Source organism: Thalassobacter sp. HA4-2 (assembly GCF_055693705.1).
This window is the reverse complement of record NZ_JBVFUK010000001.1, coordinates 1,841,928-1,861,921: the sequence shown is the minus strand read 5'-3', so window position 1 is coordinate 1,861,921 and position 19,994 is coordinate 1,841,928. Positions and strand designations below refer to the sequence as shown.

Below are 19,994 nucleotides of genomic sequence, written 5' to 3'. Positions count from 1 at the left end.
CCCCGAAGTGCGCGCGTTGTGACATCTGTGTGTCAGCAGAGCGCAGAACTCGCCAAAAGCGTTCGGAGCTAAATCCGAAAATCACACGTTTTCAGTAGCTTGTAGGGAAATTGGCTCCGGCGGTAGGGATCGAACCTACGACCAATTGATTAACAGTCAACTGCTCTACCGCTGAGCTACGCCGGAACTGAGGGCCGTATAGCAATGGCCTTTGGGGGCGTCCAGAGGGATTTTGCACTTTTTGTCTGCGGCCCTGTCATTCGGGGCGGGCCCTATGGAACAGGGCTTGGGAAGACAGGGCCGGCTGGGCGGTAGCGGCGCCGGTTTCTACGAATTCTATCAATTGTGCCAACAGGTTACGCTGGGCCATGGGCCACAAGGCGGGGGGGACGTCGGCGTAGGCGCGCGCGGTCAGGGTCGCCAGATCCTCGGGCACCTCGCGCAGGGCGGCCAGCACTTGGGCGCGGCGGGCGGCGCAGTGGGCGCGCAACTCTGCCACGCGGGCGGCGGGGTCCGTCACCGGGTCGCCGTGACCGGGATAAAGGATGCGCGGGGCCAGCGTCGCGACCCGGTCCAGACTGGCCATGAACTGTGCCACGTCTCCATCGGGGGCGAGATCAGTGAGGTGGACCAGCCCATGATCAGATCCCCCGTAAACAGCGCGCCCGTCTCGCTCCATTCGAAACACAGGTGGTTGGCCATGTGCCCGGGCGTCCAGTGGGCGCGCAGGGTCCAGCCGTCGCCCATGACGGTCTGGCCGTCCGCAAGGGTCATATCGGGGGCGAAGTCGGCATCCACCCCTTCGCCCCCCTGCAACGCGCCGTCCCGGGCCAAGGCTTGCATCAGGGGGCTGCGGCCCGCGTCGCTGGGGCCAAAGGCGCAGATCGTCGCGCCCGTGGCTTGGGACAACGCCCGGGCGGCCGGGGAGTGGTCCACGTGGCTGTGGGTCACAAGGATGTGGCTGAGCGGGCGGCCCGCCAGTGCGGCCATGATCGCCACGTTGTGCCCCAACGGGCCGGGGTCGATCACTGCAACAGTGCCGTGCCCGACGAGATAGGTGCAGGTCCCGGCCTGGGTCATGGGCGAGGGGTTGTCGGCGGTCAGGCGCTGCAGGCCCGGGGCCAACTGGACCATTGGCGCGTCCCCTTGGCTGGGGTAGGGTCGATCCATGGCGCACTCCCTTTTGAAACGACTGTCCCCACGGGGACTATATGGCCGGGCGGCGCTGATCCTGATCGCGCCGGTAATCACGATCCAGCTTGTCGTGTCCGTGAACTTCCTGCAACGGCATTTCGAGGATGTGACCCGCCAGATGACCGATACCATAGCCACCGAAATCGCCCTCGTGCGGCGGATGCCGGAGTTGGCGGGCGATCTGGGGTTTGACTGGGTCGAGGGGCCTGTGGGGCAGGGGCGGCTGTTTTATGACTTTTCCGGCATCGTCGTGCGGTCAGTCCTGCGGGACCGGTTCGACGACATCGGCGCGATCGAATTGGCCCCCGATGACAAGGTGGTGACGGTGGCCCTGCCCGAGGGGGCGTTACGGTTCCCCCGTGCCCGGGTGTCGGCGTCCAACCCGCACCAGTTGCTGGTGATCATGGTCTTTGCCTCTTTGGTGATGACGGGGGTGGCGTTTTTGTTCCTGCGCAACCAGGTGCGGCCGATCCGGCGGCTGGCCAACGCGGCGGAGGCCTTTGGCAAGGGTCGGGTCGTCCGCTACAGCCCCTCGGGCGCGCAAGAGGTGCGGGCGGCGGGCACGGCGTTTCTGGACATGCGCGCCCGGATCGAGCGGCAGATCGAACAGCGGACCCTGATGTTGTCGGGGGTTAGTCACGACTTACGCACCCCTTTGACCCGGATGCGGCTGGAATTGAGCATGATGGAGGGGGAGGAGGTCGCGGCCCTCGCCCGGGATGTGGACGAGATGCAGACCATGTTGGATGCCTTTCTGGATTATGCCCGCGAAGGGGCCGGAGAGGATGCCACGCGTATGGACCTGTCGGTCCTTTTGCGCGGGATTGCCATCGACGCGGCACGGGCGGGGCAGGTGGTCGAGGTGGACGCGGACACGCCCACTCAGGCCCGGTTGCGCCCCATGGCCCTGCGCCGGGCGGTGGAAAACCTGCTGCGCAATGCTGCGCGCTACGGCACCCGGGCGCGTCTGTCCCTGATCGTCAGCGACGCCGCCCTGCGCATCGTGGTCGAAGACGACGGCCCCGGCATCCCCGAGGCCCTGCGGGAGGAGGCGGTCAAACCCTTTGCCCGGCTCGATCAGGCGCGGGGGGCCACGCCGCAAGGCTCTGTCGGGTTGGGGCTGGCCATCGTGTCCGACGTGGCGCGCATCCATGGGGGCACCCTGCGCCTGGGCGACAGCGCCATGGGCGGTCTGCGCGCGGAAATCGTTTTGCCGCGCTAAGGCCCGCCGCCCGCACCTGCCCCCCTTGAGGCCCCAAACCCACCCGTGTAGACAGGCGCAAACGGGTCACGCAAAGGATATGTCATGCGTCGAGTGGTCGTCACCGGATTGGGAATGGTATCGCCTTTGGCCTGCGGGGTCGAAGAGACGTGGAAGCGTATACTGGACGCGCAATCGGGCGCGGGGCTGATCACCAAGTTCGACGCGGAACGGGTCACGACGAAATACGCCTGCGAAATTCCCCGTGGGGACGGTTCGGACGGCAGTTTCAACCCCGACGACTGGATGGAACCCAAGGAACAGCGGAAAGTGGATGACTTTATCCTCTACGGCATCGCCGCCGCGACCCAAGCGGTCGAGGACGCTGGCTGGACCCCCGAGGACACGGAGGCGCGAGAGCGTACGGGCGTGATGATCGGATCCGGCATCGGCGGGCTGTCGTCCATTGCGGACACGGCTGTGCTGCTCAAGGAACGGGGGCCGCGGCGGGTCTCGCCCTTCTTTATTCCATCCGCCCTGATCAACCTTGTGTCCGGTCAGGTCAGCATCAAGTACGGCTTCAAGGGGCCGAACCACGCGGTTGTGACGGCGTGCTCCACCGGGGCGCATGCCATCGGCGATGCGGCCCGCCTGATTGCGCTGGACGATGCAGATGTGATGATCGCGGGCGGCGCGGAAAGCCCCATCAGCGAGATCGGCATCGCGGGTTTCAACGCCTGCAAGGCCCTGTCCACCAAGCGCGCCGACGACCCCAAGGCCGCCAGCCGCCCCTATGACGCGGACCGCGATGGCTTCGTCATGGGCGAGGGGGCCGGAGTTGTCGTGCTGGAAGAATACGAACATGCCAAGGCGCGTGGGGCCAAGATCTATGCAGAGATCCTGGGCTACGGCTTGTCCGGTGACGCCTATCACATCACCGCCCCGTCCGAGGATGGCGAAGGGGGAGCGTGCTATGCGCGCCGCAGTCAAACGCGCAGGCATCAAGGCCGAGGATATCGACTACATCAACGCCCACGGCACATCCACCATGGCCGACACCATTGAACTGGGGGCTGTGGAACGGATGATGGGTGCGGCGGCGGAAAAGGCCACGATGACATCGACCAAATCCGCCATCGGGCACTTGCTGGGGGCCGCTGGCGCGGTCGAGGCGATCTTCAGCATCCTTGCGATCCGGGATCAGGTGGCACCGCCCACGCTGAACCTAGACAACCCGGCGGTGGAGCCCAAGCTGTCCCTGGCCCCCAAAGAGGCAGAGGCGCGGGAGATCAACATCGCCCTGTCCAACTCCTTTGGGTTTGGCGGGACGAACGCCTCGCTTGTGATGGGGAAAGTCTAGCCCATGTGGAAACACATCACCGCCAACGCCCTGACGCTTGGCATTGTCCTTTTGGCGGCACTTGCGGGTCTGGTCAGCTGGGGACAAAGCCAATACGTGGCCGAGGGTCCGCTGGAACAGCCGATCTTCTTCGAAGTGCCGCGCGGCGCCAGCCTGTCGCGGGTGGGGGACGCGCTGGAACGCAGTGGCGCGATCACCAGCGCCCAGATTTTCCGCATCGGCGCGCGCTACGCGGACCGGGCGGGGGACCTGAAATTCGGCAATTACGAAATCCCCGCCGGGGCCTCCATGGCAGAGGTGTTGGACATCGTGACCAGCGGTGGCCCCTCGCTGTTCCGCTATACCGTCACCTACATCATTCGGTCCCAAGGGGGCGAGACGCGGGTGCGCGAACGGATCCCCGGCCAGCAGGCCCTTGAGGACATTGCAACTTTTGCCAGTGGCGAGGCGATCCCGGCCCCCTATCAGGCCTTGATCGACGAAGGCGTGCCCATGGTCTACCGCGTGTCCATCGCCCCGGGTCTGACCTCTTGGCAGATCGTCGAGGGGTTGAAGGGTGCGGATTTCCTGACAGGCGAGATTGCGGACGTGCCCGCCGAAGGGGTCCTGGCCCCCGATACCTACGAGGTCAGCCGGGGCACGGAGCGGGCCGAGGTCATCAACCGTATGCGTGCGATCCACGACCGCCAGATGGCCGAGGTCTGGGCCCTGCGCGCCGAAGGCCTGCCCATCGAGACGCCCGAGGAAATGCTGATCCTTGCCAGCATCATCGAGAAAGAGACCAGCGTCCCCGAAGAGCGTTACACCGTGGCCAGCGTCTTTACCAACCGCCTGCGCCGCGGCATGCGCCTGCAAACGGACCCCACGGTGATCTATGGTGTGACCGAGGGGCGCGGCGTTCTGGGCCGAGGCCTGCGCCGCAGCGAATTGCGCACGCGCACGGATTGGAACACCTATGTGATTGAGGGGCTGCCGCCCACCCCCATTGCCAACGTCAGCCGCGCCAGCCTTGAGGCGGCGGTGAACCCGGACGACACCGACTACATCTTCTTTGTGGCCGATGGCACCGGGGGGCACGAGTTCAACGTCACGCTGGAGGGGCATAACGCGGCCGTGGCCCGCTGGCGCGAGATCGAACGGCAGCGCCAGGCTGAGTGAGCCTTACGTGATTCCACCGCTGATCTGACACGCCGTCCCCAGACCCCGGGGGCGGCGTTCTGCGTTAACATCTCGTTCATCATCCACTTATCAACGACTTAGCGGGTGATGTTCGGTTAATGTCCGGTTAACGCACGGTATCCAAAGGGTTTTTCACAAAACCTGTTGACCGCAGCGCACGCTCAAAACAATAAAACATACATGCTGGAGAAGTTGGGTTAGTCGCCCACCGGTCGCTGAACACCGGTGTGTGGGTCCCATCCTTCGCTCGTGCGGGAATTTCAAGCACGGGAGAGACCACATGTCTTTCGAAATTATTGAACGTTTTGATAGTCGTGGCATGGTCGAGGACGCCTCTGGCGTTCTGGATCGCATGAGACAGGTGATTAAGGATCGGATCGCCTTGCTCGAAAACATGGCCGAGGGCGATGCCGTCGGCACAACGGAACTGACCAAAGAAATCAAAGACTTGAACCGCGCCCTCATGCTCGCGTTGGAGGAGGCGCGCAAGATGGAGGACGCCCATGCAAAATCCACTGGGGGACTTACCCGAGGCGCACACGACCTGTCCGCAGCCCGATCTGAGATCGGGCGCAGACTGGCTCGCCTCCGCGCCGCTCAAAACGGCTGAGGCGTTTCTGGAATCGCTCAGCCCACAGGCACTTGCAGCATTGCCTTGGCTGTTCGAATTCTGGGCGCTGGATCACCAATTGCCGCCGCCGGGGGACTGGCGGACGTGGGTGATCCTGGGCGGTCGCGGTGCGGGCAAGACCCGCGCCGGGGCCGAATGGGTCCGATCCATGGTCGAGGGGGCACGCCCCCTCGATCCCGGGCGCGCGCGGCGCGTGGCCTTGGTGGGGGAAACCTACGATCAGGCCCGCGACGTGATGGTCATGGGGGACAGCGGTATTCTGGAATGCAGCCCCCCGACCGTCGCCCCGTGTGGAAAGCCACGCAGCGCAAGCTGGTCTGGCCCAATGGGGCCGAGGCCCAGTGCTTTTCCGCGTCCGAGCCCGAGGCGCTGCGGGGGCCGCAATTTGACGCCGCTTGGGTCGATGAACTGGCCAAGTGGAAGAAGGCGCAGGATGCTTGGGATATGTTGCAATTTTGTGTGCGTTTGGGGGGTGACCCGCGCGTTGTCGTGACGACGACGCCCCGAAATGTTGAAATAATGAAACGTCTGTTGTCCCGGCCCAGTACCGTGACCACCCATGCCCCCACCTCTGCCAACCGGGCGCATCTGGCCCGGTCCTTTCTGGAGGAAGTGACCGCCCGCTACGCCGGCACCCGTCTGGGCCGGCAGGAGTTGGAGGGCGTCTTGCTGGAAGATGTGCAGGGCGCGTTCTGGACCACGCGAACGCTGGAGGCCGCGCGGGTCGACAAGCTGCCCCAGTTGGATCGGGTCGTGGTGGCCGTGGACCCGCCCGTCACAGGGCACGCTGGGTCGGACGCCTGCGGGATCATGGTCGTGGGCTTCTCGACCCAGGGGCCGCCCGCGAACTGGACGGCCTACGTGATGGAGGACGCCAGCATCGCTGCCGCCAGCCCCCTTGAATGGGCAGAGGCCGCCGTGGAGGCCTGCCGTCGTCACCACGCCGACCGTCTGGTGGCCGAGGTGAACCAAGGCGGCGATCTGGTCGAGACGACCGTGCGGCAGGTGGATCCCCTGATCCCCTACAGTGCGGTGCGGGCCAGCCGGGGCAAGTCGGCGCGGGCCGAACCTGTGGCCGCGCTCTATGAACAGGGGCGGGTCAAGCACTACGGCGCCTTCGGTCCGCTGGAGGACGAGATGGTGCAGATGACCCATCACGGGTTTCAGGGGCAGGGCAGCCCGGACCGGGTCGATGCCCTTGTCTGGGCGATCACCGAGGGGATGATCACCCCCGCCAGACGCTGGAGCCGCCCGCAGGTGCGTACGCTTTAAGGTCCCCGCCGGGGGCCTTTTTTATTGGATCAACCGCGAAAGGACATTTGGATGTTCGACTTTTTGAAACGGGCCGACGCGCCGCCCGAGGCCAAGGCGAGTGCGGCGGGCAAGGTGGCCGCGCTAGCCGCGGGCGGGGGCCGTGTGATGTGGTCGCCCCGTGACACCGGCTCCCTGACGCGCGTGGGCTTTGCCGGAAACCCCGTGGGCTTTCGCGCGGTCAAGCTGATCGCAGAGGCGGCGGCGGCGGTGCCCTTGGTCTTGGAGGATGCGGCCACCCGCTATGCCCAGCACCCGGTCCTGACCCTTCTGTCGCGCCCCAACGGCACCCAAGGCAAGGCAGAGCTGTTGGAGGCGCTGTTCGGTCAGATGCTGCTGTCCGGCGACGGCTACGTGGAGGCCGTGGGCGACATGGGCCTTCCCTTGGAGTTGCACGTGTTGCGGTCCGAACGGATGGCGATTGTGGCGGGGTCCGACGGGTGGCCGGTGGGCTTTGACTACCGTGTGGGGGCAAAGGCGCACCGCTTTGGCCCCGAACAGGTTTGTCATATCAAGCTGTTCCACCCCCAAGACGACCACCACGGGTTGTCGCCCATGCAGGCGGCGGCCAGTGCGGTGGATGTGCACAACGCCGCCAGCCGCTGGTCCAAGGGCCTGTTGGACAATGCCGCGCGACCCTCGGGGGCGATCACCTTTAACGGGCCGGACGGGGCGACCATGTCCCCCGACCAGTTCGACCGCCTGGCCGCAGAGGTCGAGGCGAACCACCAAGGCGCGCGCAACGCGGGTCGTCCGATGTTGCTGGAAGGGGGTCTGGATTGGAAGCCCATGGGATTCAGCCCGTCGGACATGGAGTTCCAGAAGACCAAGGAGGCGGCGGCGCGCGAAATCGCTGTGGCCTTCGGGGTGCCGCCCATGATCCTTGGCATCCCCGGGGACGCTACTTACGCGAATTACGCCGAGGCCAACCGCGCCTTCTACCGCCTGACGGTCCTGCCGCTGGTGGACAAGGTGGCCAGCGCCTTGGCCCATTGGCTGTCGGTCCTGTCGGACGAGCGGGTGCATCTGAAACCCGATCTCGACGCGATCCCGGCCTTGGCCGTGGAGCGAGAGGCCCAGTGGCGGCGCGTAGCCGACGCGGACTTCCTCACGGATGCCGAGAAACGCGCCATGCTGGGCCTGCCGCCCGTGGTGGATGGCCATGAATGACGCCCGCGCCCCCAACGGTGGGTCGCGGTTTCTTTATGACCCTTTCGACGTGGCCCAAGCCCGGATCGAGGCGAACGAGCGCGTGCTGGCCGAACGCTGGGACGCGTTGGAGTTCCGCCTGAACGGCATCGAGACCGGGCTGGAGCGGATGGAAAAGCGTCTGTGGCTGGCGGTCTTTGGCGTCGTGGCCACGATCCTGGCCCAGGCCATCAACGAGTTGATCAACGTAGGAGCGATCTGATGGATCACGGACTAGAAACGAAATTCGCCCGGCTGGGCGAGGCGATCGAGGTCAGCGATGATCACGTCATCGAAGGCTACGCCAGCCATTTCGGCGCGGTGGATACCGGCGGCGACGTGGTGCAGCCGGGGGCCTATAGCGCCTCGCTCAAGGCGCTGGAGGGGGCGGGGCGCCGCGTCAAGATGTTGTGGCAACACGACCCCGCCCAACCAATCGGCATTTGGGACGAGGTCCGCGAGGACGGGCGCGGCCTTTACGTCAAGGGCCGGCTTTTGACCGATGTGGCCAAGGGGCGCGAGGCTGTGGCCCTGATCGAGGCGGGGGCCATCGACGGGCTGTCCATCGGCTACCGCACCAAGCGGGCCGCGAAAGATGCCAGCGGGCAACGCCTGCTGCAGGAACTGGAGCTGTGGGAGGTGTCGCTTGTGACCTTTCCCATGCTTCCCAGTGCTCGGGTGGATGCGAAGACGGGCGAGGGCCCTGATCCGCACACACACGAGTTGATCCGCGCGCTGGAGACCGCGCGCGGACAGCTGATGCGCGGGTAGCGGTCGGCAGATTCTCTGAACCACACAAGGAAACACCACATGACTTTGCCAAATGCGGCACGTGGTGGGGATGCTGTCCCCGCCACGGCCACTGCTGCCCGCACCGTGACCGAGGCCCTGACGGGTCTGGTCGCGGACGTAAAGGGCCTGCACGACCAACTCTCCACCCGATTGCAACAACAGGAAGATCGTATCGCCATGCTGAGCACAAAGACCATGACCCACCGCCGCCCCGCCCTCGAAGTCGCGGCCACCGAACAGCCGCACCAAAAGGCCATGCAGTCCTATCTGCGGTCCGGGGATGACGACGGGTTGCGCGGCCTGACCCTGGAGGGCAAGTCGATGAACACCGCCGTCTCGGCCGAGGGGGGCTATCTGGTGGACCCGCAAACCGCCACGCAGATCCAGTCGGTGCTGGAAAGCAGCGCGTCGATCCGGTCCATTGCCGCAGTGGTGAACGTCGAGGCGACGTCCTTTGACGTGCTGGTGGATCACACGGATGTGGGGGCCGGTTGGGCCACGGAAACCGCCACCCAAGCCGAAACCGACACCCCCACGATCGAGCGTATCTCGATCCCCCTGCACGAGCTGTCGGCCCTGCCCAAGGCATCCCAGCGGTTGCTGGACGACAGTGCCTTTGACATCGAAGGCTGGCTGGCGGGCCGCATCGCGGACAAGTTCGCCCGGGCCGAGGCCAGCGCCTTTATCAACGGCGATGGCGTGGACAAACCGCGTGGCTTCCTCGATCACGGGGCGGTGGCCAATGACACATGGTCTTGGGGCAATCTGGGCTACATCCCCACGGGGACAGATGGGGATTTTGACGCGGCCACGGCGGCGGAGAAGATCATTGATCTGGTCTATGCCCTGGGCGCGCGTTACCGGGCCAACGCGTCTTTCGTGATGAATTCGAAAACCGCAGGGGCCGTGCGCAAGATGAAAGATGCCGATGGCCGCTTTCTGTGGTCCGACGGTCTTGCCGCAGGGGAACCCGCACGCCTGATGGGCTATCCCGTCCTGATCGCCGAGGATATGCCCGACATCGCGTCCGGCACCTGTGCGATTGCCTTTGGCGACTTTGGTGCGGGCTACACAATCGCGGAACGCCCGGACCTGCGGGTGCTGCGCGATCCCTTCAGCGCCAAACCCCATGTGTTGTTCTATGCCACCAAGCGCGTAGGCGGTGACGTCAGCGACTTTGCGGCGATCAAACTGATGAAGTTCTCTGTGTCCTAAAAGCCAGAGCGACCATCCCCGGCGGATATTTCTGTCGCCGGGGTGAGGCGCGCATTTGGACATCCACGCCTTGGCGTTGTCCAGCAGCATTGATCCGTCCGAGCGACGACAAGGCGGCGCGCCTCTTTTCCCATCTCACACTTCGGGCCACGCGCCCTAACCAAGGGGGTCCCGATGACACCTGTTGAAACAACATCCGTGGACGATGCCGCATTGCCGGTGGCGAAATTGGCCGCGCAACTGCGGCTGGGCACGGATTTCGCCGCAGGCCCCGGCGAAGAGGCGCGCTTGCAGGCGGCCCTTCGCGGTGCCCTTGCCGCGCTAGAGGCCGCCACTGGCAAGGTGTTCTTGCGCCGCGCGTTCACCCAGGATCTGACCGGCCCTGTTGCGGACATGATCCACCTGACGCTGGCCCCTGTCTACACCGTGGACTTCATCGAGATCGAGCGTCTGGGCACAGCGCCCGAGGCTTTGCCCCGCGCCACCTTCGCCCTGCTGGCTGACAACAGCGCCCCGCGTGTTGTGCTGCTGGACGGGTTCCCGGGCGTGGGCGCGCAGGACCTGCTGCATGTCACCATGACCGCTGGCATGTCCGACACCTTCGAGGGGTTGGCGGATGGTCTGCAACAGGCCGTCTTGCTGCACGCCGCCGCCCTGTTCGAGGGGGAGGTGACGCTCTCGGCCCAGGTGAACCGCTTGATCGCGCCCTTCCGCACGGTTCGGTTGCGGAGCATTGGCCGATGACCCGGCGCATCCGTCTGAACCGGGCGCTGGCCCTGCAAAGTCCCGTCACCGTGCCCGATGGGGCCGGGGGGTTCAACATCACCTGGGACGATGTCGCGGTGTATTGGGCCGATGTGGCCGCGCGCAGCGGGTCGTCGCGCGCCGGTGAATTTGGCGAGGCCCCGGCCTTGTCCGTGATCATCACCCTGCACTGGCAAGCCCCCGACAGCGCCACACGTCCGCGGGTCGGGCAGCGCTTTACCGAAGGCGCGCGGGTCTACCGTGTGGACGCGGTCCACGAGGCCGATGCCTTGCGGCGTCGCTTGCAATGCTGGGCCACAGAGGAGATCGCGCCATGACCTACGCCGCCTCTGCCGATCTACAGGCCGCCGTGTTCGGGGCCCTGTCCGGTGACCAGACCCTGACCGCCCTTGTGCCCGGTGCCATCTTTGACGCGGCCCCGGGTGGCACGCCGCCCGCGACCTTTGTGGCCTTGGGGCCGGAAGAGGTGACGGACGCCGCCGACGGCTCCGGCCCCGGCAGCGTGCATGTGTTTCGCGTGACCGTGGCCACCAGCCAGTCGGGCTTTCTCACAGCCAAGCAGATCGCTGCCCGGGTCTCGGACGTTCTTGTGGACGCTGACCTGCCCCTGACACGGGGGCGTCTTGTGTCCCTTCAGTTCCGCCGGGCTACCGCTCGCCGCGTCACGCGCGACGACACCCGGCGCATCGACCTCTACTTCCGCGCCCGGATCGCGGACATCAACACCGCCCCCTAACCCCTTACAAATCGGAGCTTTCCCATGAGCGTTCAAAACGGAAAAGACCTGCTGGTCAAAGTCGATACCAACGGCACCGGCGTGTTTCAGACCCTTGCCGGGCTGCGCACCACGCGGCTGTCCTTCAACGCCGAAACCGTGGATGCCACGTCCCTGGACAGTGCGGGCGGCTGGCGCGAGCTGCTGGCGGGGGCTGGCGTCAAAACCGCCGCCATCGCGGGGTCCGGCGTGTTTCGAGATACCGATACGGACGCCCGCGCGCGCCAGTTGTTCTTTGACGGCGAGGTGCCCCAGTTTCAGGTCATCATTCCCGATTTCGGCGTGGTCGAGGGCGCGTTCCAGATCACTTCGCTGGAATATGCGGGCAGCTACAACGGCGAGGCCACCTACGAGATCTCCATGGCCTCGGCCGGTGCGCTGACGTTCACGGCGCTGTAGGATGGCGAACCCATGGACAGGCGAGGTGGCCTTGACCCTGGATGGGCAGCGCCACGTTCTGAAACTGACCCTCGGCGCGCTGGCGGCCCTGGAGGCGGAGCTGCGCGCAGATACCCTGGTCAATGTCGTGGAGCGGTTCGAGGCGGGCAGTTTCACCACCCGTGACGTAATCGCCCTGTTGGTCGCGGGCCTTCGGGGCGGGGGCTGGACCGGGGACACCGCAGATGTGCTGGCCGCCGAGATTGACGGCGGCCCGCTGGAGGCCACGCGCGTCGCCGCCCTGTTGCTGGGCCGCGCCTTTGCCTTTCCGGTGAAAGCCCCATGAGCGCGTTTGAATGGCCGATCCTGATGCGGGCGGGTCTGCGTGGCCTTGGACTGACGCCCGCACAATTCTGGGCCTTGACCCCGGCAGAGCTGGCAATGCTGCTGGGCGAGGACAGTGGCCGTCTGCCCATGGACCGCACGGGCCTTGAAGCGTTGGCCGCGCAGTTTCCCGACCTGACCCCGAAACTCAAAAGGATGCACCCGATGGATGACAGTGAATTTCAGCGCCTTCAGGACCGGTTCGAAGCCTTGCAGGCCGAGGCGGGGGGCGCGCAGGCCATGATCGCCGCGTTCAACGCAGAACTGGGCGCGCTGCGCGGCCGGATGGTCTACACGGATGCAGAGGTCAAGAAGCTTTCGGGAAGTTTCGGCAGCTCGATGCGGCGGGCCTTTGACGGGGTGATCTTTGACGGGGATCGCCTGTCCGATGCCCTGAAAAAGATGGGACAAAGCATGCTGGACGCGGCCTATTCCGCCGCCATGCGGCCCGTGCAAAATGCGTTTGGCGGGGCGGTCGCGTCTGGCATGAATGCGATCGTGTCCAACGTCCTGCCCTTTGCCGATGGCGGCAGCTTTGCCCAAGGCCGGGTAATGCCCTTTGCCCGGGGGGTGTGGTCAGCGGCCCCACCACCTTTCCCATCCGCGGCGGCAATACGGGCCTGATGGGCGAGGCGGGACCAGAGGCGATCATGCCCCTGACCCGCGGCCCCGATGGCCGCTTGGGCGTGCAGACCCACGGGCATGGCGGGGCCGCGCCAATCAGCGTGGTGATGAACATTCAGACCCCGGACGTGCAGGGGTTCCGCCGGTCCCAATCGCAAATCGCCGCCGACATGTCCCGCGCCCTGTCGCGCGGGCAACGCAATCAATAGGGGGCCGATATGAGCTTTCACGACATTCGATTTCCCGCGCGTCTGAGCCTGGGATCCTCCGGCGGGCCAGAGCGCTTGACCGAAGTGGTCAGCCTTGCCAACGGGTTCGAGGAACGCAACACCCCCTGGGCCCATTCCCGCCGCCGCTATGACGCCGGTGTGGGGATGCGGTCCCTGGATGATCTGGAAGAGTTGATCGCGTTTTTCGAGGCGCGTCAGGGCCGCCTTTACGGGTTTCGGTGGAAGGATTGGGCCGATTTCAAATCCAGCCGTCCCAGCCAGCCTGTGTCCTTCATGGATCAGGTCATCGGGATCGGTGACGGGGTGACGACGGCGTTTGGTGCGGTGAAACAGTACCGCTCCGGCACGGTCGCCTATGACCGCCCCATCGCCAAGCTGGTGGCAGGCACCGTCGTGGCGGGCCAGCAAAAGGACCAATTGGTCGAGGGCCAGCATTTCACCGTAGATCCCGATGCGGGCCTGATCCATTTCACTAGCCCACCGCCCGTGGGCGTGGAGGTCACGGCTGGGTTCGAGTTCGACGTACCCGTCCGCTTCGACACCGATGCGATCCGAGTGTCCGTGTCCACCTTCCGCGCGGGGCAGGTGCCTGACGTGCCCGTGGTCGAGGTGCGGACATGACCGGCGTTGATATGGCCGCCACGACCCGCTGTCACGCCTGGGTTCTGACCCGCGCCGATGGGGTCGTCATGGGCTTTACCGATCATGACCGGGACCTGACGGTTGCGGGCGTGTCCTGTCGGGCCTCTGCGGGGTTTTCTGCGGCCTCGCTGGGGCAAACCACCGGTCTGTCCGTGGACAACACAGAGGCCATGGGCGCGCTGAGTGATGCCGCCATCACCTCCGCCGATATCGGGGCCGGGCGCTATGATGCGGCGGTGATCCAGATCTATGCGGTGGATTGGCGGGCCGGGACGTCAGAATTGCGGTTTTCCGGCTCCATCGGGCAGATCACCGAAAAGGATGGTCTGTTCGAGGCAGAGTTGCGCGGGCAGGCCGAAGCGTTGAACCAGCCCCGAGGTCGGGTGTTTCACGCAGGCTGCGATGCGATCTTGGGGGATGGGCGCTGTCGCGTGGATCTAAGCACCCCGGGCTACAGCATCGAGACCGCTGTTGAAACCAGTACGGATGCCCGGGTCGTGACCGTGACCCTGCCCGACGGTTTTGATGACCACTGGTTTGAGCGCGGCACGCTGGAGGTGCTGTCCGGCCCGTCTGAGGGCACCAGGGCCAAGATCAAGCGCGACGACCCAAGCGAGGGCGCGCGCCGCATTGCCCTGTGGCAGGAATTGCCCTTGGGATTGGACCCCGGCGACACCGTGCGTCTAATTGTAGGCTGCGACAAGCGCCTAGCGACGTGTAAGGCCAAGTTCAACAACCTGCTGAACTTTCGGGGCTTTCCCCATGTGCCCGGGGATGATTGGCTGATGAGCTATCCCAGTGCCCGCCAACCCATGGACGGGGGCAAGCGATGACGCCCTTTCAGCAAGCCATCATCGACGAGGCGCGCAGCTGGATCGGCACACCCTACCAGCATCAGGGCCACCACAAGGGCGGCGGGTGTGACTGCCTTGGCCTGATCCGGGGCCTATGGCTGCATGCCGTGGGGCCGGAACCCTTTGCCGTGCCCGCCTATACGCCTGACTGGTCCGAACCCTCAGGCGAGGAGATGCTGGCGACCCAGGCTCGGGCGCTGTTGCGCCCGGTGCCTGTGATCGAGCCCGGTGCCGTGGTTTTGTTCCGCATGCGCCACGGCGCCGTGGCCAAGCATCTGGGCGTGATCAGTGACGCAGGCCCCGACTGGCCCCGGTTCATCCACGCCTACAGCGGGCGCGGGGTGGTCGAGACCTCTCTGTCCCAAGCATGGGCGCGCCGGATTGTCGGCGTGTTCACCTTTCCCCATTCCAATTCGTAGGACTTTATCATGGCGACACTCGTTCTGGGCGCAGTTGGCGCCGCTATCGGTGGCAGCATCGGCGGCTCCGTGCTGGGTATCAGTGCGGCCGTGGCGGGCCGTGCCATCGGGTCTGCCGTGGGGCGGGCCCTGGATCAACGTGTGATGGGGCCGGGGTCGTCCGTGGTCGAACAGGGTCGCATTGACCGGTTCCGCCTGACCAGCGCATCCGAGGGGACGGCCATCGCGCGTGTCATGGGCGGCTACCGCGTGGCGGGGCAGGTGATCTGGTCCAGCCGCTTTCTGGAGGATCGTACCGCCACCACCAGCGGCGGCGGCAAGGGGTCGGCCCCCCAGCAAACACAAGTCAGCTATTCCTATTCCGTCAGCCTTGCCCTTGCCCTGTGCGAAGGGCCCATCGACCGCGTTGGCCGCGTCTGGGCCGATGGGGTCGAGGTGGCCAAGGCGGACATCAACCTGCGCCTGTACACTGGGGCGGACGATCAACTGCCCGACCCAACCATGGAGGCGATCGAGGGCATCGGCAACATGCCCGCCTACCGAGGCCTTGCCTATGTGGTGTTAGAGGATCTGCAACTGTCCGGTTTCGGCAACCGGGTGCCGCAACTGTCCTTCGAGGTGTTCAAGCGTGCCCAGACCGGCGACATGGACGTGCCCACACTCCCCCAAGACCAAGTGCGCGGCATCGCCGTGATCCCGGGCACCGGGGAATACACCTATGCGACGGAACCTGTTTTTCTGGGCGCTGGCGGTACAACCGTGTCCGCCAATGTGCACACCACCGATGGTCGCGCGGATTTCGTCAACAGCCTCGAAGACGCGAGCGAGACCCTGCCAGCCCTGGACTCTGTCCTGATGGTGTCGTCTTGGTTTGGCGATGACCTGCGCTGCGGGTCGTGCCAGATCAAGCCCAAGGTCGAACAGGTGGACCGGGATGGCGACCGCATGCCCTGGCGCGTGGCGGGCCTGACCCGCCTAACCGCCGAGCGGGTGGCCAAAGACACAGAGGGACGCAGCGTCTATGGCGGCACCCCAGCGGACCAGGCCCTGATCGAGGGCATCCAGGCCGTGCGCGCGGCGGGCAAGGCCTGCGTCTTTTATCCCTTTATCCTGATGGAGGTCTTGCAGGGGAACGGCAAGACCAACCCCTATGACCCCGCCACCGAACAGCCGCGCCTGCCTTGGCGCGGGCGCATCACCTCGGCCCTGGCCCCCGGTGTTGAGGGCAGCCCCGATGGTACCCAGACCGCCGCCGATGATGTCGCAACCTTTTTCGGGCAGGCCCAGGCGGGTGATTTCACCGTGCAAGGGGGCGAAGTGTTCTATACCGGCCCCGCAGAGTGGTCCTTTGCCCGCTACATCCTGCACAACGCCGCCGTCTGTGCCGCTGCGGGCGGGGTGGATGCCTTTTGCATCGGGTCAGAGCTGCGCGGGTTGACCCAGATCCGTGGGGCGGACCACAGCTTTCCCTTCGTGGACAAGCTGCGGCAACTGCTGAACGACGTGCGGTCCCTGCTGCCGGATGCCAAGCTGGGCTATGCGGCGGATTGGTCGGAATACTTCGGCTATCACAGCCATGATGGCAACCTGTACTACCACCTTGATCCCCTATGGGCGGAGCCTGCGTTGGATTTCATCGGCATCGACAACTACATGCCGCTGAGCGATTGGCGCGATGGTGCAGATCATGCGGATGCGGCGTTCGGTTCGATCTACAACCTGGACTACCTGCGCGCCAATATCGAAGGGGGCGAGGGGTACGACTGGTACTACCCCACGCCCGAGGCCCGCGATGCCCAACGCCGCGTGCCCATCACCGACGGTGCCTATGAGGAACCCTGGGTGTTCCGCTACAAGGACCTGCGCAATTGGTGGCAGCAGACCCATAACGAACGGATCGACGGTGTGCGCCTACCCAGCCCAACCCCTTGGGTGCCCCGGTCCAAGCCCATCTGGTTCACCGAAGTGGGCTGCGCCGCCATTGATAAGGGCACCAATCAGCCCAATGTGTTCCTCGATGCCGCCTCGTCGGAGAGCCGTGTGCCCCATTACTCAAATGCCGCGCGGGATGACTTCATTCAGGCGCGGTATTTGCAGGCCATGCTGGGCTATTGGACGGACCCGGACAGGAACCCCGCCTCGGACCTCTATGACGGACGCATGATCGACACCGCGCGCACCCACGTCTGGGCTTGGGACGCGCGGCCCTATCCTGCGTTTCCAAACAATGACGCGGTGTGGAAGGACTCGCGCAACTATGACCGGGGCCACTGGATCAACGGGCGGATCGCAAAACAGCCCCTTGCCAACGTGATTGCCGAGGTGTGTCGCGCCGTTGGCGTGACGGCGTTCGATGTCTCGGGGGTGCACGGGTTGCTGACGGGCACGGCGATGCAGGCGGTGCAATCGGCCCGGTCGGACCTCCAACCAATTTTGCTGGCTTACGGGATCGAAGCGGTGGAACAGAACGGCGCGCTGGTCTTCAAGATGCGCAGCGACGCCCAGACCCACACCGTATCCGAGAATATGCTGGTGGCCGCCGATGGCAGCGCGCCCGTTCTGGAAAAGGAACGCCAGCCCCACGCTGAAAGCCCCGGGCGCATCCGCGTGGAATACGTGGACGCCGAGGCAACCTATGACGTCGCCGTGTCCGAGGCGACGATGCCGGGCGAGGATGTCTCGACCGTGGCTACGACCGAGGTGCCCCTTGCCCTCACTGCGCCCGAGGGGTTGGCGGTCGCCGAACGCTGGCGGGCCGAAAGCACCCTTGCGCGGACCAGCGTGTCCTTCGCGCTGCCGCCCAGTTGTCGTGATGTGACTGCGGGCGACCTGATCGACTTGGAACAGGCGGACGGCGTGCGCGAACGCTACCGCGTGGACCGTGTGCGAGAGGAGGGCGCGCGCCGCATCACCGCCACCCGCCACGATCCCCATGTCTATGATCCCGCGCGCACGATCACCTATGCCCGGCCGCGCGCGACCTTTGTGCCCATGGTGCCTGTGTCCATGCAGTTTCTGGACCTGCCAATCCTGTCACCGCAACAAGACCCGATCAGCCCCTTCGTCGCCGCCACCGCCGATCCTTGGCCCGGAGCTGCGGTGCTCTATGCGGCGGCGCAGGATGCGGGCTACCAACAGGCCGCGACCTTATCTGTGCCAACGGTCATGGGCACGACCCTGACAGACCTCGCCCCCGGCCCCTTCGGCCTGTGGGACGAGGGCCCGGCCCTGTCGGTACAGATGCAGGGCGGATCCTTGCAGACCGCCGACGACATGGCCGTTTTCGCCGGGGCCAATGCCATGGCCATTGGGGATGGATCCCCCGACAATTGGGAGGTCTTCCAGTTTCAAGAGGCGCGCGTGACCGGAAAGGGCACCTATGATCTGCTGCGCCGTCTGCGTGGGCTGCGCGGGACGGAACATATGGCAGACCGGGTCTGGCCCGTGGGCAGCACGGTCGTGCTGCTGGACACGCTGGACACCCAGCTGCCGCTGACGGATGGGGCCTTGGGCACGGATCGGCACCTGCGCTTTGGTCCTGCCGGTCGGGCCCTGAATGATCCGACGTTCCAGTACCGGATCGAGCGGTTCACCGGCGCGGGCCTGCGCCCCTTCCGCCCCGTGCACCTGCGCCTTGGCCCCGATGGCAGCACCCTGTCGTGGATCCGCCGCACCCGGGTGGACGGGGACCGCTGGGACACGCTGGATGTGCCCCTGAACGAAACGGCGGAGCGGTACTTTGTGACCGCCACCGGCCCGGGCGGCACCCTTGCGCAGTTTGAAACGACAACGCCGCACGCGGATCTGCCCCCGGGCGTTGTTCAGGCACTGCAATCGGGGGGACCGGTTACGCTGGAGGTTGCGCAGATTTCAGATCGCTATGGCATTGGTCCCGCTGGCAAATTGTCCGTGGGATGAAGCGGGGGCTGGTTGCGGAGCATATGGCGTGCTACTTAACCTATTGGAATAAGGAGCACGCCATGGCCCATTCAAAAACCAAAGTAACCGAAGTCGATCCGGTCTGGTCCCGCATCACAGACGAGGCGCGCGATGCGGTCACGGATGAGCCGTTGCTGGGCGGATTGGTGCACGCCTGTCTGCTGCACCACAAAACGCTAGAGTCCGCGCTGGCCTACCGGTTCGCGCAAAAACTGGCCTCTGGCGAGATGTCGGACCAGTTGCTGCGCGAATTGGCGGACGAAGCTTATGACGCCGATCCCACTTTGGGCCAAGCGGCGCGCGCAGACATCGTGGCCGTGTTTGACCGCGACCCTGCTTGCCATCGGTTCATGCAGCCTTTGTTGTATTTCAAGGGCTTTCAGGCGGTGCAGGCCTACAGGGTCGGCCATTGGCTGTGGCAGAAAAACCGCCGCGATCTGGCCTATTTCATCCAGATGCGGGTCAGCGAAGTCTTTGGCGTCGATATCCATCCTGCGGCCACCATCGGGCGCGGGATCATGATCGACCACGCCCATTCGATCGTGGTGGGCGAGACGGCTCGGGTGGGTGACAATGTCTCGATGCTGCATTCCGTCACCCTTGGCGGCACGGGCAAGGACGACGACGACCGGCACCCCAAAATCGGGGACGGTGTCTTGATCGGGGCGGGGGCCAAGGTGCTGGGCAATATTGCAATCGGTCACTGTTGCCGGATCGCGGCAGGTTCCGTGGTACTGGAAGATATCCCGCCCATGAAGACCGTTGCAGGCGTGCCCGCACGGATCGTCGGCGAGGCCGGGTGTGCAACGCCTTCACTCACCATGGATCAAGTGATCGCTGGCCAAGTTTGACAAACTGACGTCCTGAAATGCAAAGCGGCGGCACCTTTCCGGGTGCCGCCGCTTTTTGTCGT

Annotated in this window: 19 protein-coding genes, 1 tRNA gene and 4 pseudogenes; 21 read left to right on the top strand and 3 right to left on the bottom strand. The window is 65.4% G+C overall.

Translation table 11 applies throughout. The annotated features are described in order from the left end of the window. Positions 1 to 111 precede the first annotated feature (111 nt). From ACZ1G0_RS09515 to ACZ1G0_RS09505, 3 genes are all read right to left on the bottom strand, one after another. Positions 112 to 186, bottom strand: a tRNA-Asn gene (locus ACZ1G0_RS09515). 70 nt (positions 187 to 256) lie between these two features. Beyond that, positions 257 to 598: a hypothetical protein gene (locus ACZ1G0_RS09510; RefSeq protein ID WP_472736726.1), complete on the bottom strand. Its 342-nt coding sequence runs from the start codon at positions 596 to 598 to the stop codon at positions 257 to 259. Further along, entirely contained in the window at positions 517 to 1,170 is a 654-nt protein-coding gene (locus tag ACZ1G0_RS09505) for an MBL fold metallo-hydrolase (protein ID WP_472736725.1), read from the bottom strand. The genes ACZ1G0_RS09510 and ACZ1G0_RS09505 overlap by 82 nt, the downstream gene beginning before the upstream one ends. On the opposite strand from ACZ1G0_RS09505, the gene ACZ1G0_RS09500 reads away from it, so the two are divergent. From ACZ1G0_RS09500 to cysE, 21 genes and pseudogenes are all read left to right on the top strand, one after another. After that, positions 1,169 to 2,416, top strand: a complete 1,248-nt coding sequence (locus ACZ1G0_RS09500; RefSeq protein ID WP_472736724.1) for an ATP-binding protein — start codon at positions 1,169 to 1,171, stop codon at positions 2,414 to 2,416. The two genes, ACZ1G0_RS09505 and ACZ1G0_RS09500, sit on opposite strands and share 2 nt — an antisense overlap. 84 nt (positions 2,417 to 2,500) lie before the next feature. Beyond that, a pseudogene (fabF, locus tag ACZ1G0_RS09495) lies at positions 2,501 to 3,755 on the top strand (beta-ketoacyl-ACP synthase II). Between the two features lie 3 nt (positions 3,756 to 3,758). After that, a complete protein-coding gene (gene mltG, locus ACZ1G0_RS09490; protein WP_472736723.1) occupies positions 3,759 to 4,913 on the top strand; it encodes an endolytic transglycosylase MltG in 1,155 nt (384 codons plus the stop codon). Between the two features lie 301 nt (positions 4,914 to 5,214). Then, positions 5,215 to 5,544, top strand: a complete 330-nt coding sequence (locus tag ACZ1G0_RS09485) for a hypothetical protein (RefSeq protein WP_472736722.1) — start codon at positions 5,215 to 5,217, stop codon at positions 5,542 to 5,544. After that, positions 5,438 to 6,837 (top strand): annotated as a pseudogene (locus tag ACZ1G0_RS09480) (DNA-packaging protein). Before ACZ1G0_RS09485 ends, ACZ1G0_RS09480 begins: the two are co-directional and overlap by 107 nt. Positions 6,838 to 6,888: 51 nt before the next feature. After that, positions 6,889 to 8,046, top strand: coding sequence for a phage portal protein (locus ACZ1G0_RS09475; RefSeq protein WP_472736721.1), 1,158 nt, complete (start codon positions 6,889 to 6,891; stop codon positions 8,044 to 8,046). Further along, positions 8,039 to 8,287, top strand: coding sequence for a GTA head formation protein, RCAP_rcc01685 family (locus ACZ1G0_RS09470; protein ID WP_472736720.1), 249 nt, complete (start codon positions 8,039 to 8,041; stop codon positions 8,285 to 8,287). Before ACZ1G0_RS09475 ends, ACZ1G0_RS09470 begins: the two co-directional genes overlap by 8 nt. Then, positions 8,287 to 8,835: an HK97 family phage prohead protease gene (locus tag ACZ1G0_RS09465; RefSeq protein WP_472736719.1), complete on the top strand. Its 549-nt coding sequence runs from the start codon at positions 8,287 to 8,289 to the stop codon at positions 8,833 to 8,835. Before ACZ1G0_RS09470 ends, ACZ1G0_RS09465 begins: the two co-directional genes overlap by 1 nt. Before the next feature lie 39 nt (positions 8,836 to 8,874). Next, a complete protein-coding gene (locus tag ACZ1G0_RS09460) occupies positions 8,875 to 10,071 on the top strand; it encodes a phage major capsid protein (protein ID WP_472736718.1) in 1,197 nt (398 codons plus the stop codon). Positions 10,072 to 10,245: 174 nt separating this feature from the next. Next, positions 10,246 to 10,815: a head-tail connector protein gene (locus ACZ1G0_RS09455; RefSeq protein ID WP_472736717.1), complete on the top strand. Its 570-nt coding sequence runs from the start codon at positions 10,246 to 10,248 to the stop codon at positions 10,813 to 10,815. Further along, positions 10,812 to 11,153 carry a head-tail adaptor protein gene (locus ACZ1G0_RS09450; RefSeq protein ID WP_472736716.1) on the top strand — a complete coding sequence of 114 codons (342 nt, stop codon included), beginning with the start codon at positions 10,812 to 10,814 and terminating at the stop codon, positions 11,151 to 11,153. Before ACZ1G0_RS09455 ends, ACZ1G0_RS09450 begins: the two co-directional genes overlap by 4 nt. Further along, a complete protein-coding gene (locus ACZ1G0_RS09445) occupies positions 11,150 to 11,572 on the top strand; it encodes a DUF3168 domain-containing protein (RefSeq protein ID WP_472736715.1) in 423 nt (140 codons plus the stop codon). The genes ACZ1G0_RS09450 and ACZ1G0_RS09445 overlap by 4 nt, the downstream gene beginning before the upstream one ends. 24 nt (positions 11,573 to 11,596) lie before the next feature. After that, positions 11,597 to 12,010: a phage major tail protein, TP901-1 family gene (locus tag ACZ1G0_RS09440; RefSeq protein WP_472736714.1), complete on the top strand. Its 414-nt coding sequence runs from the start codon at positions 11,597 to 11,599 to the stop codon at positions 12,008 to 12,010. Between the two features lies 1 nt (position 12,011). Continuing rightward, positions 12,012 to 12,335, top strand: a complete 324-nt coding sequence (locus ACZ1G0_RS09435; RefSeq protein ID WP_472736713.1) for a gene transfer agent family protein — start codon at positions 12,012 to 12,014, stop codon at positions 12,333 to 12,335. Next, a pseudogene (locus tag ACZ1G0_RS09430) lies at positions 12,332 to 12,496 on the top strand (rcc01693 family protein); the annotation flags it as partial. The gene ACZ1G0_RS09435 and the pseudogene ACZ1G0_RS09430, both read left to right, overlap by 4 nt. A gap of 42 nt (positions 12,497 to 12,538) precedes the next feature. After that, positions 12,539 to 13,206: pseudogene (locus ACZ1G0_RS09425) on the top strand (phage tail tape measure protein). A 9-nt stretch (positions 13,207 to 13,215) separates the two neighbouring features. Further along, complete coding sequence (locus ACZ1G0_RS09420; RefSeq protein WP_472736712.1) at positions 13,216 to 13,848, top strand: phage distal tail protein, Rcc01695 family; 633 nt, start codon at positions 13,216 to 13,218, stop codon at positions 13,846 to 13,848. After that, positions 13,845 to 14,702 carry a DUF2163 domain-containing protein gene (locus tag ACZ1G0_RS09415; protein ID WP_472736711.1) on the top strand — a complete coding sequence of 286 codons (858 nt, stop codon included), beginning with the start codon at positions 13,845 to 13,847 and terminating at the stop codon, positions 14,700 to 14,702. The genes ACZ1G0_RS09420 and ACZ1G0_RS09415 overlap by 4 nt, the downstream gene beginning before the upstream one ends. Continuing rightward, positions 14,699 to 15,142, top strand: a complete 444-nt coding sequence (locus ACZ1G0_RS09410) for a C40 family peptidase (protein WP_472736709.1) — start codon at positions 14,699 to 14,701, stop codon at positions 15,140 to 15,142. Before ACZ1G0_RS09415 ends, ACZ1G0_RS09410 begins: the two co-directional genes overlap by 4 nt. 9 nt (positions 15,143 to 15,151) lie before the next feature. Then, the gene (locus ACZ1G0_RS09405) at positions 15,152 to 19,060 is read left to right on the top strand and encodes a baseplate multidomain protein megatron (RefSeq protein WP_472736708.1); all 3,909 of its coding nucleotides are present in this window, start codon (positions 15,152 to 15,154) and stop codon (positions 19,058 to 19,060) included. Positions 19,061 to 19,122: 62 nt separating this feature from the next. Next, positions 19,123 to 19,932 (top strand): serine O-acetyltransferase, encoded by an 810-nt coding sequence (gene cysE, locus ACZ1G0_RS09400; protein ID WP_472736707.1) that lies wholly within the window; start codon positions 19,123 to 19,125, stop codon positions 19,930 to 19,932. Positions 19,933 to 19,994: the final 62 nt, after the last annotated feature.

Excerpts from the sequence above, each read along its gene's own strand:
- ACZ1G0_RS09500 (WP_472736724.1), top strand. The coding sequence starts at position 1,169 with ATGGCGCACTCCCTTTTGAAACGACTGTCCCCACGGGGACTATATGGC.
- ACZ1G0_RS09505 (WP_472736725.1), bottom strand. The coding sequence starts at position 1,170 with ATGGATCGACCCTACCCCAGCCAAGGGGACGCGCCAATGGTCCAGTTG.
- mltG (WP_472736723.1), top strand. The coding sequence starts at position 3,759 with ATGTGGAAACACATCACCGCCAACGCCCTGACGCTTGGCATTGTCCTT.
- ACZ1G0_RS09485 (WP_472736722.1), top strand. The coding sequence starts at position 5,215 with ATGTCTTTCGAAATTATTGAACGTTTTGATAGTCGTGGCATGGTCGAG.
- ACZ1G0_RS09475 (WP_472736721.1), top strand. The coding sequence starts at position 6,889 with ATGTTCGACTTTTTGAAACGGGCCGACGCGCCGCCCGAGGCCAAGGCG.
- ACZ1G0_RS09470 (WP_472736720.1), top strand. The coding sequence starts at position 8,039 with ATGAATGACGCCCGCGCCCCCAACGGTGGGTCGCGGTTTCTTTATGAC.
- ACZ1G0_RS09465 (WP_472736719.1), top strand. The coding sequence starts at position 8,287 with ATGGATCACGGACTAGAAACGAAATTCGCCCGGCTGGGCGAGGCGATC.
- ACZ1G0_RS09460 (WP_472736718.1), top strand. The coding sequence starts at position 8,875 with ATGACTTTGCCAAATGCGGCACGTGGTGGGGATGCTGTCCCCGCCACG.
- ACZ1G0_RS09455 (WP_472736717.1), top strand. The coding sequence starts at position 10,246 with ATGACACCTGTTGAAACAACATCCGTGGACGATGCCGCATTGCCGGTG.
- ACZ1G0_RS09450 (WP_472736716.1), top strand. The coding sequence starts at position 10,812 with ATGACCCGGCGCATCCGTCTGAACCGGGCGCTGGCCCTGCAAAGTCCC.
- ACZ1G0_RS09445 (WP_472736715.1), top strand. The coding sequence starts at position 11,150 with ATGACCTACGCCGCCTCTGCCGATCTACAGGCCGCCGTGTTCGGGGCC.
- ACZ1G0_RS09440 (WP_472736714.1), top strand. The coding sequence starts at position 11,597 with ATGAGCGTTCAAAACGGAAAAGACCTGCTGGTCAAAGTCGATACCAAC.
- ACZ1G0_RS09435 (WP_472736713.1), top strand. The coding sequence starts at position 12,012 with ATGGCGAACCCATGGACAGGCGAGGTGGCCTTGACCCTGGATGGGCAG.
- ACZ1G0_RS09420 (WP_472736712.1), top strand. The coding sequence starts at position 13,216 with ATGAGCTTTCACGACATTCGATTTCCCGCGCGTCTGAGCCTGGGATCC.
- ACZ1G0_RS09415 (WP_472736711.1), top strand. The coding sequence starts at position 13,845 with ATGACCGGCGTTGATATGGCCGCCACGACCCGCTGTCACGCCTGGGTT.
- ACZ1G0_RS09410 (WP_472736709.1), top strand. The coding sequence starts at position 14,699 with ATGACGCCCTTTCAGCAAGCCATCATCGACGAGGCGCGCAGCTGGATC.
- ACZ1G0_RS09405 (WP_472736708.1), top strand. The coding sequence starts at position 15,152 with ATGGCGACACTCGTTCTGGGCGCAGTTGGCGCCGCTATCGGTGGCAGC.
- cysE (WP_472736707.1), top strand. The coding sequence starts at position 19,123 with ATGGCCCATTCAAAAACCAAAGTAACCGAAGTCGATCCGGTCTGGTCC.